This is a genomic window from Enterobacter hormaechei subsp. hoffmannii (assembly GCF_001729745.1).
In the GTDB taxonomy this organism is placed as follows: domain Bacteria; phylum Pseudomonadota; class Gammaproteobacteria; order Enterobacterales; family Enterobacteriaceae; genus Enterobacter; species Enterobacter intestinihominis.
On sequence record NZ_CP017186.1, the window covers coordinates 3,132,954 to 3,147,740 of the forward strand.

Sequence of the window (14,787 nt, forward strand, 5' to 3'; positions counted from 1 at the left end):
ACGCATACACTGATTTTTCTTTCCAGCGCCAGAGGTCTCGCTCATGGGTTATCAACCTGACAAAAATCGTTACCAGACAATGCAATATCGCCGCTGTGGACAAAGCGGCCTCAAGCTTCCCGCCATCTCGCTGGGGCTTTGGCATAATTTTGGCGACGCGACGCTGCTCGAAAACAGCCGTCAACTTTTACAGCGCGCTTTCGATTTGGGTATTACACATTTTGACCTTGCCAATAATTACGGCCCACCTCCTGGTTCAGCCGAACGCAACTTCGGACGCATCCTGCAGGAGGATTTCCTGCCCTGGCGCGATGAGCTAATCATCTCCACCAAAGCGGGCTACACCATGTGGGACGGGCCTTACGGCGACTGGGGCTCGCGTAAATATCTGATTTCCAGCCTGGACCAGAGCCTCAGGCGTATGGGGCTGGAGTACGTTGATATCTTCTATCACCACCGCCCCGATCCACAAACGCCGCTACGTGAAACGATGAAAGCGCTTGACCATGTGGTGCGCCAGGGCAAAGCGCTGTACATCGGCCTGTCCAACTACCCGGCAGAACTGGCGCGGCAGGCGATTGAAATACTGGAGGATCTGGGCACGCCCTGTCTAATCCACCAGCCGAAGTACTCCATGTTTGAACGTGCGCCTGAAGAGGGGTTGCTGGACGTGTTGCAGCAAAATGGGGTGGGATGTATCCCCTTCTCTCCCCTGGCGGGCGGACAGTTGACCGATCGCTATCTGAACGGCATCCCGGCAGATTCTCGCGCAGCAAGCGGCAGTAAGTTCCTTAATCCGGAACAGGTCACCGACAAAAAGCTGGAAAAGGTACGCAAGCTGAATGCGCTGGCGGAAAAACGGGGGCAAAAGCTTTCGCAAATGGCACTGGCCTGGCTCCTGCGCCACGATGCGGTGACATCCGTGCTCATCGGCGCAAGCAAAACCGGACAAATTGAAGATGCTGCAGGCATGCTTGAAAATCGTCATTTCTCCGCAGAAGAGCTGAAGACGATAGAAGCGATTCTGTCCAGTTCAGATTAAAAACACTTTTAGCAAAAAGTGCTCTCGTTCATGATTTAGGAGTTGAGGCGATGAAACGAATGTTTACCAACTCGTAAAATTGCGTTAACAGGTCGCACAGCGGCCCCGATCGTGAAGGAGAAGAGTATGTTCAGGTCACTGATTCTTGCAGCGGTACTACTGGCTTCGGCCCCGCTGGTCGCCAATGCGGGCGAAATCACCCTGTTGCCATCGATTAAATTACAAATTGGCGATCGTGATGACTACGGCAGATACTGGGACGGTGGCTACTGGCGCGACCGTGACTACTGGCACCGACATTATGAGTGGCGTAAAAACCGCTGGTGGAAACACGATAACGGCTATCACCGTGGCTGGGATAAGCGTAAGGCCTACGAACGCGGCTACCGCGAAGGCTGGAACGATCGTGACGACCGCCGTGGCGGCAGGGGTCACGGAAAAGGCAGAGGCCATGGTCACGGCCATCACCATTAACAGCTAAAAGGAGCCTCACGGCTCCTTTTTCTTTTACAGGCCTGCTGCTGTGCCTATCAGCAACCACATGTTTAACGCCACCACCACGACCACAATGGCCCACCCGGCGCGTTTCACCCACGTCGAATTCACCAGATCGCCCATCAGCGATTTGTTGCTGGTGAATATCAGTAGCGGCACCAGCGCCAGCGCAATACCGAAACTCAGCAGCACCTGACTCATCACCAGAATGCGGGTCGGATCCAGCCCCATCAGAATTACAATAAAGGAAGGCAGCATCGTTACCGAACGGCGAACCCACAGTGGAATATGGAAACGTACGAACCCCTGCATCACCACCTGCCCGGCCAGTGTCCCCACAACCGTAGAGGAAAGTCCCGCAGCAACCAGGCTTAAACCAAAAATAGTGGCAGCGGCATGGCTCAGCAACGGCTCCAGCGTCAGGTACGCCTGGTCGAGATCGGCAACCCCGGTATGCCCGTTAAAGTGAAACGCGGCGGCGGCAGTCGCCATCATCGCCAGATTCACAAATCCGGCAATGGTCATCGCAATTGCCACATCCCATTTCGAGGCGGAGTAGCGCTCTTTACTCGTCCCGCCGTGCAGATTTTGGGTTAAAGAAGAGTGCAGATAAATTACGTGCGGCATAATGGTCGCCCCCAGCACCCCGGCGGCCAGAAATACGGCTTCAGAGGTGGGTAACGACGGGATCACCATCCCTTTCGTCAACTGCACCAGATTCGGCTGGGAGAAAATCAGCTCAACAATATAGGCGGCAGCGACGAATAGCAGCAGGCCGCCGATGACTTTCTCCAGCGGTTTTTGTCCCCGCCTCTGGAGCATCAAAATAAGGAACGTGGCGATACCGGTCAGCACGGCGCCCTGTAGCAGGGAGACGCCCAGAATAAGCTTAAAGCCGATCGCCGCCCCGATAAACTCGGCGAGATCGGTGGCCATGGCGATAATTTCCGCCTGGACCCAGTAAAACCATACCGCCGGACGCGGATAGTGATCGCGGATTTGCTCCGCCAGGTTTTTCCCGGTGGCAATACCCAGCTTCGCGGAAAGCATCTGAATCAGCATCGCCATCAGGTTGGCCCACACCACAACCCACAGCAGCTTATAGCCGAAACTGGCCCCGGCCTGAATATTGGTCGCAAAATTACCCGGATCGATGTAGCCAATCGCGGCAATGAATGCAGGTCCCATTAATGCGAACCGCAGCTTGCGTGCCGCCCTGCCGCTGCTACTCTCTACGCGACTATTCGTCATTTCTGCCTCTGGAAATATAGCCTGTGCTATGTTTTATGCTATCAAAATGAGAATGATTATCAAGTTCATTTGTAATGGTTAACATGATTACTCTGATAGCCAGGGACAATGGACAGGCAGGTGGAGCAAGGTCACAGAATGTGAAAATGCGCAGACATTTGTGAAGCGTAGCACACAAACTTAACTTTTCACTCATTTACCTAACATAACAAAAATGTATTGTTGATCACTATTTTTGAGACTCGTCACAGGATGTAACTATAGTGTGGGCTTGATCTCGTTTTCTTTGTGCTTGTTACATAGAATGTGCACGGAAATTAAACCTGCCTCATATTTGGAGCAAATATGGACCGCGTCCTTCATTTTGTCCTGGCACTCGTTGTCGTTACTGCACTCGCATTGCTGGTCAGCACTGACCGCAAAAATATTCGTATTCGCTATGTTGTCCAGCTGCTGGTCATTGAAGTTTTACTTGCGTGGTTCTTCCTGAACTCCAACGTAGGCCTCGGCTTCGTGAAAGGCTTCTCCGAAATGTTCGAAAAACTGCTCGGATTTGCCAACGACGGGACTAACTTTGTCTTTGGCAACATGAACGATCAGGGTTTGGCCTTCTTCTTCCTGAAAGTGCTCTGCCCTATCGTCTTCATCTCTGCCCTGATCGGGATCCTCCAGCACATTCGTGTTCTGCCGGTGGTTATCCGTGCAATCGGCTTCCTGTTATCGAAAGTTAATGGCATGGGCAAGCTGGAATCCTTTAACGCAGTCAGCTCGCTGATCCTGGGTCAGTCTGAGAACTTCATTGCGTATAAAGATATCCTCGGCAAGATGTCCCGTAACCGCATGTACACCATGGCGGCGACAGCAATGTCTACCGTTTCCATGTCTATCGTGGGCGCGTATATGACTATGCTGGAACCTAAATACGTGGTTGCAGCGCTGGTTCTGAATATGTTCAGCACCTTTATTGTTCTTTCGCTGATTAACCCGTACCGCGTGGATGCCAGCGAAGAGAACATTCAGATGTCAAACCTGCACGAGGGACAGAGCTTCTTCGAAATGCTGGGTGAATACATTCTGGCGGGTTTCAAGGTTGCGATTATCGTTGCCGCGATGCTGATTGGCTTTATCGCACTGATCGCTGCGCTAAACGCCCTGTTTGCGGCCGTACTTGGTATTTCGTTCCAGGGTATTCTGGGCTATATCTTCTACCCGGTCGCCTGGGTAATGGGTGTGCCCGCTCACGAAGCGTTGCAGGTGGGCAGTATCATGGCAACGAAACTGGTATCCAATGAATTCGTGGCGATGATGGATCTTCAGAAGATTGCCAGCACGCTCTCCCCGCGTGCGGAAGGGATCCTGTCCGTCTTCCTGGTCTCCTTCGCGAACTTCTCTTCCATCGGTATTATCGCTGGTGCGATTAAAGGCCTGAACGAAGAGCAAGGTAACGTCGTTTCTCGCTTTGGCCTGAAGCTGGTTTACGGTTCAACGCTGGTGAGCGTCCTGTCTGCCTCTATCGCAGCATTGGTGCTGTAATCCATACCGCTCAATGAAAACCGGGAGCCATCGCTCCCGGTTTTTTTATGTCTCCAGCGCCGTCAGGGGCAGTGGTTTACCAATCAAATAGCCCTGCAAATAATCAACGCCGTATCGCAGCAACATCTCGCGTTGTTCAGCCGATTCCACATATTCAGCCACCACACAAAGCGATTTCGTTTTTGCCATGTTGCAAATGGACTGCACGATCATCGCATCCATGCTGTCGGTGCAGATATCTTTCACGAAGCAGCCATCGATCTTAATGATATCGGCCTCCAGTCGCTTCAGGCGCTCAAAGTTGGCATAGCCGGTACCAAAGTCATCGATAGCAATGCGGAAGCCATAATCCCGCAGCTGCTGGATATTGTTGATGCTGCTTCCCGAGTCAGAGAAAGCCTGTTCCTCGGTGATCTCAATGACGATATCTTGCGGTGCAACGGCGTAGCGTTCAAAAAGCGCGATGATCTCAGCTGCAATCTCGTTCTGCATCAGCGTCAGCGGCATCAGATTAACGGAGAACCGCGTTCCGGCCCGTCCGGATGGATGACTGCGCATCCACATCAGCAATCTTTCCACCACGTTCAGGTCGAATCGGTGGCTCAGGTTGAACTGAGCAATCAGCGGAATAAAGCGGTCAGGGGTGATGATCTCACCATCACTTTCAAGACGCGAAAGGATTTCAAAGTACCCTTCTCCGCGCGCGTTGTGAATTGGCTGCGCGTAAAGATGGAGACCACCGATATCAAGGGCGCGTTTTATACGGGCCAGCATTAGCACCCTGTCCGTCGTATGACCAGAAACATCATCCAGACTGTTGGTTAACGCAAGGACGTTATGCCCGGAACAGGACTGCTCGGACAGCCAGCTCAACTGACCCAGCGTGTGATGCACGCTTTCTCCATTTGGCACTTCCCCCCAGGAGGCACCAAACTCAATGTCGAGCTCAGTCTTGTTCCAGATAATTTTACGGCTGTTCAGATGGTCAACCATAAATTGCAGACGTTCAGCCGTGCCCGGTCCCAGCAAGACCAACATCAGTTCACTGCCTGGTAACTGGAAGAGCTTCTCGTCTTTTTGCAATAACGGCTGCAGCGACGCGGTGATCATCTTTTTACAGTGCACGCGCATGAGGATGCCGTAGTGACGGCTCAGGAATTCCAGATTATCCAGACGCAAGCAGCAGACTTTGGCCTCAGGATGATGCTGTAGAAAAACTTCCAGCGCACGAATGTTAGGCAGACCGGTGAGCGGATCGGTAAGCGCCCTCTCCTGCCACCCCTGTTTCAGCCATTCACTTTTCTGATAGATCTGCGACATGTAAAGCAGGCAGATAGCGAAAGAGATGAGTACCGACAGAATAAAGGAGAGCGAGTGGCCCGATTCAACGCCATTGAGAAAATTATAATTATAGGTCAACAACATGAGCGCTGAGGCTGCCCAGAATAAAGAGATGAGCGCATAGCTCAAACGACCAATACCCAGGGTAAAAAGAATGAAAACGGTCGGCATCAAATAACCCGCAATAAACTGCGACTCAAAAGGCGCGCATAAAATAGCGATCATTGAGACCAACAGCATCAGCCACACAACGATAAATAACGCTTTTTTGTTGCAAAAGAGGGGCTTCACGCTTCGCCGCCAGAATGTTCGGGCATAGCGAGGATTAATAATCATTCTTAATGGATAATAGAACATCATGGTGAAAATCAGGGCGGCGCAAATCAGACTCTGAATATCGATAACGTTATAAATTGCAGAGCCTTCGCCGAAATAGGAGGAGATTGTTACCGGGAAATCAAATAAATACCCCGCCAGATACATCGATAATTTGATGCCCACAGGCACCATAAATCCGAGCCATAAAATACGTATACCAATGTACTTATTCGGCATGCTGTGGCGCCAGCGCTTGCCCAGCATCAAACGGATAACGCCACAGGCGGCGAAGACGGAAAACGTCTGACAACATAATAAAACGATAGATTGTAGCGGGGCTAAATCAAAGTAATAAGCATTAGTAACACTAAAACTTAGCAACAAAGGAATGATTGCCCGTCGTCCAAATAACAACACGATGGCGAGCATGGCGCTTAAGGGCAGCCACGCTAAATAAACATCATTTTCGTTAACGATAGCGCGCGGAGAGATATAACGGGAAAAGGGGATCGCAATCAGGCTTAGCGCCAGGGCAATCATAAATATTTTTACATTATTGTAAATTTTTCTATTCATTAATCCGGGTAATCTATTTAACCATCGTCTTATTGACCGGATCGATAATAGGTTTATTAATTGGACGAATCAAGTTTAGGTCTATTTATGGACTTATTTATTGATTTGGATTGAGGTGAGGTATAGAAAATGACGTTAATTGCAACAAAAACAGTCTAAATATTTTACAAGATATAAAAAACCCCGTCTGGCGACGAGGGTTTAAATTTTGGTGGAGCTAAGCGGGATCGAACCGCTGACCTCTTGCATGCCATGCAAGCGCTCTCCCAGCTGAGCTATAGCCCCACATGTTACTTTACCTACCGTACTCTGTTGGGTTCAGAGTTTGGTGGAGCTAAGCGGGATCGAACCGCTGACCTCCTGCATGCCATGCAGGCGCTCTCCCAGCTGAGCTATAGCCCCATCGTAAAGCTGTCATGTTGACGGGCGGCATAATATGAATTCCGCCGCACAGTGTCAACGGCAAATTCAACCTCAGCCTTTCAACCGCCGAAAAATCATGCAAATGAATCACTTTGCGAGTCTGCTCGCAGCCAGGAGTTAAGCTTGTCACGTTTTCACGTAAAACGGTGCTATAAAATGAACCACTAATTAACCCCACAGATATTCAGGAAATTGTATGATCAAGGAACGAATGACGCCAGAAGAGTTAGCCCTGCTGACTGGCTATAGCCGACAGACCATCAATAAATGGGTACGCAAAGAGGGTTGGATTACATCGCCAAAACCAGGCGTTCAGGGCGGCAAGGCGCGTCTGGTACACGTCAATGAAAAAGTGCGCGACTTTATTCGCAGCGCACGCAGGGTAACAGAGTCGCCGGAAATGCCAGAAAAGGCGTACCACGAAGGCTCGCTTCACGCCCTGCTCCTGACGCTGGCGAATGAAATGACGCCGGATGAGCAAAAGCAGATGACATCTCTGTTACTGCGGGAAGGGATTACCGGATTGTTACAACGCTTAGGGATTCGCGACCAACGCTAATATGAAAAGATTACGCAGCAAAATGACCACGGAAGAGCTGGCGGACAGTCTGGGCGTCGCCCGACAAACCGTTAATCGCTGGATACGACAGAAAGGATGGAAAACGGAGGGTATCAACGGTGTAAAAGGCGGAAGAGCGAGGGTGATATGTATTGATGCGCACGTTAAGGAGCACATCATTAGCCTTCCCGCCATTCGTAACAGTCGGGCTGTTTACCATGTGGCAGAAAGCCCTTCACTCTATGGCGTGGCGACCTCATCCAGCCTGCTTCCACAAATTATCGACTCGCTGGAAAACATGACAACTGTCGAACAGGAACGTTTGCACAAGCTGCTCGCTCGCGAAGGTTTGCAGGGTTTTCTCACGCGTCTTGGTATTGCTGAATAACAGACATAAAAAACGGCAGGTTACCCTGCCGTTATTTGTATTTCACGAGCATTACTGCTGGCTTTCGCGCTCAGCAATAAAGCCCAGCGCCTTGTTGATACGCGCAACGCTACGTGATTTGCCAATGGCATGAACGGTCACGTCCAGCGCCGGAGACTGGCCTGCCCCCGTCACCGCAACGCGCAGCGGCATACCGACTTTACCCATGCCAATTTCCAGCTCATCAGCGGTTGCCTGAATCGCGTGGTGAACATTTTCTGCAGTCCATTCGGTAATGGCTTCGAGTTTATCTCGCACCACTTCCAGCGGCTGACGCGCAACCGGACGCAGGTGTTTCTTGGCCGCATCGGCGTCGAACGCGTCAAACTCTTCATAAAAGTAGCGGCAGCTCTCGGCGATCTCTTTCAGCGTTTTGCAACGCTCGCCAAGCAGCTTCACCAGATCCGCCAGCTCAGGGCCCGTACGGGTATCGATGTTTGCCTGCTCAATGTGCCATTGCAGATAAGTCGCCACATACTCTGGCTGCATGGTATTGATGTAGTGATGGTTCAGCCACAGCAGTTTGTCAGTGTTGAACGCGCTGGCTGATTTGCTTACCGAGTTCAGAGAGAAAAGCTCGATCATCTCTTCGCGGCTGAAGATCTCCTGGTCACCATGAGCCCAGCCCAGACGCACCAGATAGTTCAGTAGCGCTTCCGGCAGATAGCCGTCATCACGGTACTGCATCACGCTCACCGCGCCATGACGTTTGGACAGCTTTTTACCGTCGTCACCGTTGATCATCGATACGTGCGCATACACCGGTACAGGCGCGTTCAGCGCTTTCAGAATGTTGATCTGACGCGGGGTGTTATTGATATGGTCTTCACCACGGATCACGTGAGTGATTTCCATATCCCAGTCGTCCACAACCACGCAGAAGTTATAGGTTGGCGAGCCGTCAGTACGACGAATGATGAGGTCATCCAGCTCCTGGTTGCTGAATTCGATCGGGCCACGGATCTGGTCATCAAAGATAACAGAGCCATCCTGCGGGTTAGCAAAACGCACTACGCAAGGCTCATCAGCAGCATGCTCGCTGTGGTCATGACGGCAACGACCGTCATAACGCGGTTTTTCGCCTTTTGCCATTTGCTCTTCGCGCAGCGCATCCAGACGCTCCCTTGAGCAGTAGCACTTATAGGCCGTGCCTGCGACCAGCATCTCGTCAATTACGGCGTTATAGCGGTCAAAACGTTTGGTCTGGAAGTATGGGCCTTCGTCCCACTCCAGATTCAGCCAGTTCATCCCATCCATAATGGCTTCAATTGCTTCCGGCGTTGAGCGCTCCAGGTCGGTGTCTTCAATACGCAGCACAAACTCACCTTTGTTGTGGCGTGCGAAAAGCCAGGAGTAGAGAGCAGTACGTGCACCACCGACATGCAGATAGCCTGTCGGGCTCGGCGCGAAGCGAGTTTTGATTTTCATGAAATGGCCTTACGTTATAAAGATGCCGGTAATCGGCAAATCCTGGGAAGAAAACAATGGGCAATATTCTATCACTGTGGGCCGATTCCTCAATGTCGATCACTTTATCCGGTTCGAGATTGCTGTTTTTGTTTAGAAATCATGCACCACAGTCCGTTTTGCGATCGTTTTGACTAATTTTACGACGAACGAATAAAAACTTTAGAAAATGCGTTGACTCATTTTCAACTCTCCCTATAATGCGACTCCACACAGCGGGGGTGATTAGCTCAGTTGGTAGAGCATCTCCTTTACACGGAGGGGGTCGGCGGTTCGAGCCCGTCATCACCCACCATCTACTTCGGTAGACTCGCAGTGTAGATAAGAATTGAGATTGGGCGATTAGCTCAGTTGGTAGAGCATCTCCTTTACACGGAGGGGGTCGGCGGTTCGAGCCCGTCATCGCCCACCATTCTCACCTTATCGTAGCAGTTCCGAAATGGGCGATTAGCTCAGTTGGTAGAGCATCTCCTTTACACGGAGGGGGTCGGCGGTTCGAGCCCGTCATCGCCCACCATTTCGGGTCGTTAGCTCAGTTGGTAGAGCAGTTGACTTTTAATCAATTGGTCGCAGGTTCGAATCCTGCACGACCCACCAATGTAAAAAAGCGCCCTAAAGGCGCTTTTTTGCTATCTGCGATATAGCACATCCCCATTACAGCCAAACCGCTTGTTTTACTCAAGCTCACGCCTTCTTTGCCGATACCTCTATTTTATGGCGAAAAGGATCTCAATATGACAACTCTTAAGCCCGTTTCTCTGTCGGCGATGGAAATCGGCAGCGTAGATAACAGCTCCGGCGGAAACGACATTGCTTCCCAGATCACCCGTCTGACCAAACAGATAACGAAAGTCACTCAGCAACTTAAAGAAGTCGCCATGGGTGATGCCACAGCGGAAGAAAAGCAAAAGCAGCAAGAATTGCTCGAATCTCAGCTGGCTATGTTGCAGGCACAGCTGGCGCAATTGCAGCGTCAGCAGGCAGAAGAGGCGATGCCAAAACAGGAAAGCGGTCAGGCCGTGGCGGAAGGCGTCAATAAACCCTCCGCAGAACATCAGATTGATATCTATATCTGATCATTGGTTTCGTTAAAAAGTGGATCGCGCGTGCGGGCCTCCATCAGACGCCTGGCCTGCATACGCACCACATCCCAGCAGGCGTGTGCCGCGCCGGAAAGTGACCTGTTTTTACGGCGTACCAGCATCAGCTGGCGTTCGACACAGGGTACGAAACGCTTCACCGTTAAACGACTCCCCTGCGGCAGTGGCAGCGCCAGCGCAGGCAGAACGCTGATCCCAATCCCCGCTTCGACCATGGGGAAGAGCGTGGCAGGATGCCCAATCTCCTGCACAATGGTTGCCTTTACGCCCTGTGCGGCCAGTGCGGCATCTATCAGCGGGCGGCTACCTGATGCATAATCCTGTAACACCAGGTTTGCCCCCTGTAAGGCTTGCCAGGCCACCTGCGACAGCGATGCCAGAGGATCATCATCGCGGCAGAGCAATAAAAAGGGTTCCGAGAGTACCACTTCACATTCCAGGTCGCTTACCGCTCCGGGATCAATAACAATCCCGAAATCCACATCCCCCTGACGAATACTCTCCAGTACCCACTGCTGCGGCCTGTCGTGCAAAACAAAATCGATATCCGGATAGCGGTGATTACTTTCAGCGATGCACTGGGGAATAAGATGCGCCGAAATCGTCTGGCTCGCCGCCACTCTCACGGTACCGGAAAGCTGTTGTCCAAGCCGTCCGACGTCCCTCAGCGTACTGTTCAGTTCATCCAGCAGCCTTTCCAGACGCGTTGCCAGCTGATGTCCCGCTTCGGTGAGCACCACTTCGCGCGTCGTGCGGTCGAGCAGTTTCACGCCGGTTTGAGTTTCCAGCTCTTTCACGCTATGGCTCACCGCCGACTGGCTGAGGCCAATCATCTCCCCAGCCCGACTGAAGCTGCGGGCCTGCGCGACGGTGACGAAAACACGAAGCTGACGTAGTGAATAATTCATCTGTTTAATTCATGAATGGATGCAATAAATCAATTTTATTTCTCAAAGGGAAGAAAGCACAATAGCGGCATCTGTTTTCAGGAGTGATTATGAAACTTTTTCGTATCCTTGATCCGTTTACGCTGACCCTGATTGGTGTCGTCTTGCTGGCCTCGTTCTTCCCGGCGCGGGGCGGTTTCGTTCCGGTCATTGAAGGGCTGACCACGGCAGCCATTGCCCTGTTGTTCTTTATGCATGGCGCCAAACTCTCCCGGGAAGCCATTATTGCAGGCGGTAGCCACTGGCGACTGCACCTCTGGGTAATGTGCAGCACCTTTATCCTCTTCCCTGTTCTGGGCGTGCTGTTTGCCTGGTGGGCGCCGGTGAATGTCGATCCGGCGCTCTATACCGGTTTCCTTTATCTGTGCATTTTGCCGGCCACCGTGCAGTCTGCTATTGCCTTTACCTCGCTGGCTGGCGGCAACGTCGCGGCGGCGGTCTGTTCTGCTTCGGCTTCCAGCCTGCTCGGGATCTTTGTTTCACCGCTGCTGGTCGGTCTGCTGATGAACATGCACGGTGCAGAAGGTAATCTGGAGCAGGTGGGTAAAATTTGTCTGCAACTGCTACTGCCGTTTGTGCTCGGACACTTATCCCGCCCCTGGATTGGGGCGTTTGTGGCGAAACACAAAAAATGGATCGGGAAAACGGACCAAAGCTCCATTCTGCTGGTGGTTTACACGGCCTTCAGCGAAGCCGTGGTGAACGGCATCTGGCACAGGGTGGGCGCAGGATCGCTGCTGTTTATTGTGGTGGTAAGCATTGTTCTGCTGACCATTGTGATCGCGGTTAACGTCTTTGTGGCCCGCAAATGCGGCTTCAATAAGGCCGATGAAATCACCATCGTATTCTGTGGATCGAAAAAGAGCCTGGCCAACGGGATCCCGATGGCCAATATTCTGTTCCCGACGTCGGTCATTGGGATGATGGTACTGCCGCTGATGATTTTCCATCAGATCCAGCTGATGGTGTGTGCGGTACTGGCGCGGCGTTACAAGGCACAGACTGAAAAGCTGGCGCAGGAAGAGACCCGCGCCGCGAAAGTTTAAGGACGTTTCAGGGGCTGCACCAGCTGGGTCAGCCCCTCTGTTTTGATCAGTAATGTGATAGCCATCAGCTCGCCAAGACGCCCGGCAGGAAACTCATCCTTACGGGCAAACCACAGCAGATATTCTTCCGGTAAATCAATCAGCCTGCGGCCCTTATATTTACCGAACGGCATCTCCGTATTGGCGATCTCAACGAGCTGCTCTTTTTCCACATCACTCTCCTAAAAGGCGCATCATTTCCGCTTCATCGATCACCTCGATGCCGAGCTCCTGCGCTTTTGCCAGCTTCGAACCGGCCGCTTCCCCGGCGATCACCAGGTCGGTTTTCTTTGACACGCTTCCCGCCACTTTTGCCCCAAGCGCCACCAGGCGCGCTTTCGCGTCATCACGCGAGAGCTGGCTCAGACTGCCGGTCAGCACCACCGTTTTACCGGCAAACGGGCTGTCGATCTCTTCTGCATTAACCACTACCGGTGCGGGCCAGTGAATGCCCTGTTCCAGTAATTTACCGATCACTTCACGGTTGCTCTCTTCGGCGAAGAAGTTGAAGACGTGGGTAGCGACCACTATACCAACGTCAGGGACTTTCTGTAGTTCGTCGATGGTGGCTTTCTCAAGAGCCTCCAGCGTGCCGAAATACGCCGCCAGCCCTGCCGCCGTCGCCTCTCCGACTTCACGAATGCCGAGCGCGTAAAGGAAACGGGCAAAGGTAGTATTTTTGGCCGCCTCAAGCGCATTGACCACGTTCTGGGCAGATTTCGGCCCCATACGATCAAGACCGGTCAGCTTACCTGCCGTCAGGGTAAAGAGGTCCGCTGGCGTATGGACATACTCTTTCTCAACTAACTGGTCGATGATCTTGTCACCCATTCCGTCGACGTCCATCGCCCGGCGGGAGACAAAGTGCTTCAGGGACTCTTTACGCTGCGCGCCGCAGATTAACCCGCCCGTACAGCGCGTTACCGCTTCACCTTCCACGCGCTCAACGTCCGAACCACATACCGGACAATGGGTAGGAAACTCGATGGCACGGGTATCGGCAGGACGTTCTGATTCCACTACGTTAACCACCTGCGGGATCACATCGCCCGCGCGGCGAATCACCACTTTGTCACCAATTCGCAGCCCCAGACGGGCAATTTCATCGGCGTTATGCAGCGTAGCGTTACTGACCAGCACGCCAGCCACCTGCACAGGCTCCAGACGCGCCACAGGCGTAATCGCACCCGTACGTCCTACCTGAAATTCCACGTCGCGAACGAAGGTCATCTGCTCCTGCGCCGGGAACTTAAAGGCCACTGCCCAGCGTGGCGCCCGGGCAACAAAACCCAACTGTTCCTGCAATGCCAGGGAGTTAACCTTGATCACTACGCCGTCAATATCAAACCCAAGCGTGGGACGATCTTCTTCAACCTTGTGATAGAACGCCAGCACCGCCTCTGGAGAGTCGCAAAGCTGCACGCGGTTGCTTACCGGCAAACCCCACTCTTTGAACTGCATTAAACGACCCAGGTGGGTATCCGGCAGGTCACCGCCTTCCAGGATCCCGACTCCGTAGCAGAAGAAAGTAAGCGGTCGCTTCGCGGTGATACGCGGATCGAGCTGGCGCAGCGAACCTGCCGCCGCGTTACGCGGGTTTGCAAACACTTTACCCCCGGTACGACGCGCTTCTTCATTGATCTTCTCAAAGCCCGCCTGCGGAAGGAAAACTTCCCCGCGCACTTCCAGCCGCGCAGGAATGTTATCGCCACGCAGCTTCAGCGGGATCGCACGAATGGTGCGCACATTGGTGGTGATGTCTTCCCCGGTGGTGCCGTCGCCGCGCGTTGCGGCACGTACCATCACGCCGTTCTCATAAAGAATGCTGACGGCCAGACCATCCAGTTTTAGCTCGCAGCACCAGCTCAGATTGTCGACGCTCTTCAGGCGATCCTGCACGCGCTTGTTGAAAGCCAGAAAACTCTCTTCATCAAACACGTTATCCAGCGACAGCATCGGCACTTCGTGGCGCACCTGGCTGAAAGCACCCAGCGGTTCCGCGCCGACGCGCTGCGTTGGGGAATCGGGCGTAATCAGTTCGGGGTGCTGCGCTTCCAGATCGCGCAGTTCACGCATCAGGCGGTCATATTCCGCATCCGGCACTTCCGGTGCGTCCATAACATGATAGAGATATTCATGATGGCGAAGCGTGGTTCGCAGTTCAGTAAGTTGTTGTTCGATTGAGTCCATATCGCACCATCAATGAGAAAAACCCCCGACAGG

Annotated in this window: 13 protein-coding genes and 6 tRNA genes; 11 read left to right on the plus strand and 8 right to left on the minus strand. The window is 52.6% G+C overall.

Annotated elements, in window-relative coordinates; all coding sequences use genetic code 11:
- Positions 1 to 43 precede the first annotated feature (43 nt).
- Both mgrA and ypeC read left to right on the plus strand, forming a co-directional pair.
- A complete protein-coding gene (gene mgrA, locus BFV65_RS14635; RefSeq protein WP_022648931.1) occupies positions 44 to 1,042 on the plus strand; it encodes an L-glyceraldehyde 3-phosphate reductase in 999 nt (332 codons plus the stop codon).
- Positions 1,043 to 1,168: 126 nt separating this feature from the next.
- The gene (gene ypeC / locus BFV65_RS14640) at positions 1,169 to 1,516 is read left to right on the plus strand and encodes a DUF2502 domain-containing protein YpeC (RefSeq protein WP_022648932.1); all 348 of its coding nucleotides are present in this window, start codon (positions 1,169 to 1,171) and stop codon (positions 1,514 to 1,516) included.
- 33 nt (positions 1,517 to 1,549) lie between these two features.
- Here the strand turns inward: ypeC and BFV65_RS14645 are convergent, their stop codons facing one another.
- Positions 1,550 to 2,788, minus strand: a complete 1,239-nt coding sequence (locus BFV65_RS14645; RefSeq protein ID WP_023300656.1) for an Nramp family divalent metal transporter — start codon at positions 2,786 to 2,788, stop codon at positions 1,550 to 1,552.
- 345 nt (positions 2,789 to 3,133) lie between these two features.
- Here BFV65_RS14645 and nupC point away from each other — a divergent pair, with 345 nt between their 5' ends.
- Positions 3,134 to 4,321 carry a nucleoside permease NupC gene (gene nupC, locus BFV65_RS14650; RefSeq protein ID WP_022648934.1) on the plus strand — a complete coding sequence of 396 codons (1,188 nt, stop codon included), beginning with the start codon at positions 3,134 to 3,136 and terminating at the stop codon, positions 4,319 to 4,321.
- A gap of 45 nt (positions 4,322 to 4,366) precedes the next feature.
- Here the strand turns inward: nupC and BFV65_RS14655 are convergent, their stop codons facing one another.
- The 3 genes from BFV65_RS14655 to BFV65_RS14665 all read right to left on the minus strand — a co-directional run bounded on the left by BFV65_RS14655 (position 4,367) and on the right by BFV65_RS14665 (position 6,958).
- The gene (locus tag BFV65_RS14655) at positions 4,367 to 6,556 is read right to left on the minus strand and encodes an EAL domain-containing protein (protein ID WP_069596795.1); all 2,190 of its coding nucleotides are present in this window, start codon (positions 6,554 to 6,556) and stop codon (positions 4,367 to 4,369) included.
- 209 nt (positions 6,557 to 6,765) lie between these two features.
- Positions 6,766 to 6,841: transfer RNA gene (locus BFV65_RS14660), tRNA-Ala, on the minus strand.
- 41 nt (positions 6,842 to 6,882) lie between these two features.
- Positions 6,883 to 6,958 (minus strand) — tRNA-Ala (locus BFV65_RS14665).
- Positions 6,959 to 7,175: 217 nt separating this feature from the next.
- On the opposite strand from BFV65_RS14665, the gene BFV65_RS14670 reads away from it, so the two are divergent.
- Both BFV65_RS14670 and BFV65_RS14675 read left to right on the plus strand, forming a co-directional pair.
- A complete protein-coding gene (locus BFV65_RS14670; protein WP_022648936.1) occupies positions 7,176 to 7,538 on the plus strand; it encodes a YfeC-like transcriptional regulator in 363 nt (120 codons plus the stop codon).
- A 1-nt stretch (position 7,539) separates the two neighbouring features.
- Complete coding sequence (locus BFV65_RS14675; RefSeq protein ID WP_032622330.1) at positions 7,540 to 7,926, plus strand: YfeC-like transcriptional regulator; 387 nt, start codon at positions 7,540 to 7,542, stop codon at positions 7,924 to 7,926.
- 51 nt (positions 7,927 to 7,977) lie between these two features.
- Here BFV65_RS14675 and gltX read toward each other — a convergent pair whose 3' ends face one another.
- The gene (gene gltX, locus BFV65_RS14680; protein WP_022648938.1) at positions 7,978 to 9,393 is read right to left on the minus strand and encodes a glutamate--tRNA ligase; all 1,416 of its coding nucleotides are present in this window, start codon (positions 9,391 to 9,393) and stop codon (positions 7,978 to 7,980) included.
- A gap of 258 nt (positions 9,394 to 9,651) precedes the next feature.
- Between gltX and BFV65_RS14685 the strand changes: the two genes are divergently transcribed.
- The 5 genes from BFV65_RS14685 (at position 9,652) to BFV65_RS14705 (ending at position 10,508) form a co-directional block, all read left to right on the plus strand.
- Positions 9,652 to 9,727, plus strand: a tRNA-Val gene (locus BFV65_RS14685).
- 41 nt (positions 9,728 to 9,768) lie between these two features.
- A tRNA-Val gene (locus BFV65_RS14690) sits at positions 9,769 to 9,844 on the plus strand.
- 29 nt (positions 9,845 to 9,873) lie between these two features.
- Positions 9,874 to 9,949, plus strand: a tRNA-Val gene (locus BFV65_RS14695).
- A 4-nt stretch (positions 9,950 to 9,953) separates the two neighbouring features.
- Positions 9,954 to 10,029, plus strand: a tRNA-Lys gene (locus tag BFV65_RS14700).
- 137 nt (positions 10,030 to 10,166) lie between these two features.
- The gene (locus tag BFV65_RS14705; protein ID WP_022648939.1) at positions 10,167 to 10,508 is read left to right on the plus strand and encodes a FlxA-like family protein; all 342 of its coding nucleotides are present in this window, start codon (positions 10,167 to 10,169) and stop codon (positions 10,506 to 10,508) included.
- On the opposite strand, the gene BFV65_RS14710 is transcribed toward BFV65_RS14705, so the two are convergent.
- Complete coding sequence (locus BFV65_RS14710; protein ID WP_038416474.1) at positions 10,499 to 11,440, minus strand: LysR family transcriptional regulator; 942 nt, start codon at positions 11,438 to 11,440, stop codon at positions 10,499 to 10,501. The two genes, BFV65_RS14705 and BFV65_RS14710, sit on opposite strands and share 10 nt — an antisense overlap.
- A gap of 89 nt (positions 11,441 to 11,529) precedes the next feature.
- On the opposite strand from BFV65_RS14710, the gene BFV65_RS14715 reads away from it, so the two are divergent.
- Positions 11,530 to 12,525, plus strand: coding sequence for a bile acid:sodium symporter family protein (locus tag BFV65_RS14715; RefSeq protein ID WP_022648941.1), 996 nt, complete (start codon positions 11,530 to 11,532; stop codon positions 12,523 to 12,525).
- On the opposite strand, the gene BFV65_RS14720 is transcribed toward BFV65_RS14715, so the two are convergent.
- Together BFV65_RS14720 and ligA are read right to left on the minus strand one after the other, a co-directional pair.
- Complete coding sequence (locus tag BFV65_RS14720) at positions 12,522 to 12,737, minus strand: DUF3820 family protein (RefSeq protein WP_003861328.1); 216 nt, start codon at positions 12,735 to 12,737, stop codon at positions 12,522 to 12,524. The two genes, BFV65_RS14715 and BFV65_RS14720, sit on opposite strands and share 4 nt — an antisense overlap.
- A 1-nt stretch (position 12,738) precedes the next feature.
- A complete protein-coding gene (ligA, locus tag BFV65_RS14725; protein WP_069596796.1) occupies positions 12,739 to 14,754 on the minus strand; it encodes an NAD-dependent DNA ligase LigA in 2,016 nt (671 codons plus the stop codon).
- Positions 14,755 to 14,787 lie beyond the last annotated feature (33 nt).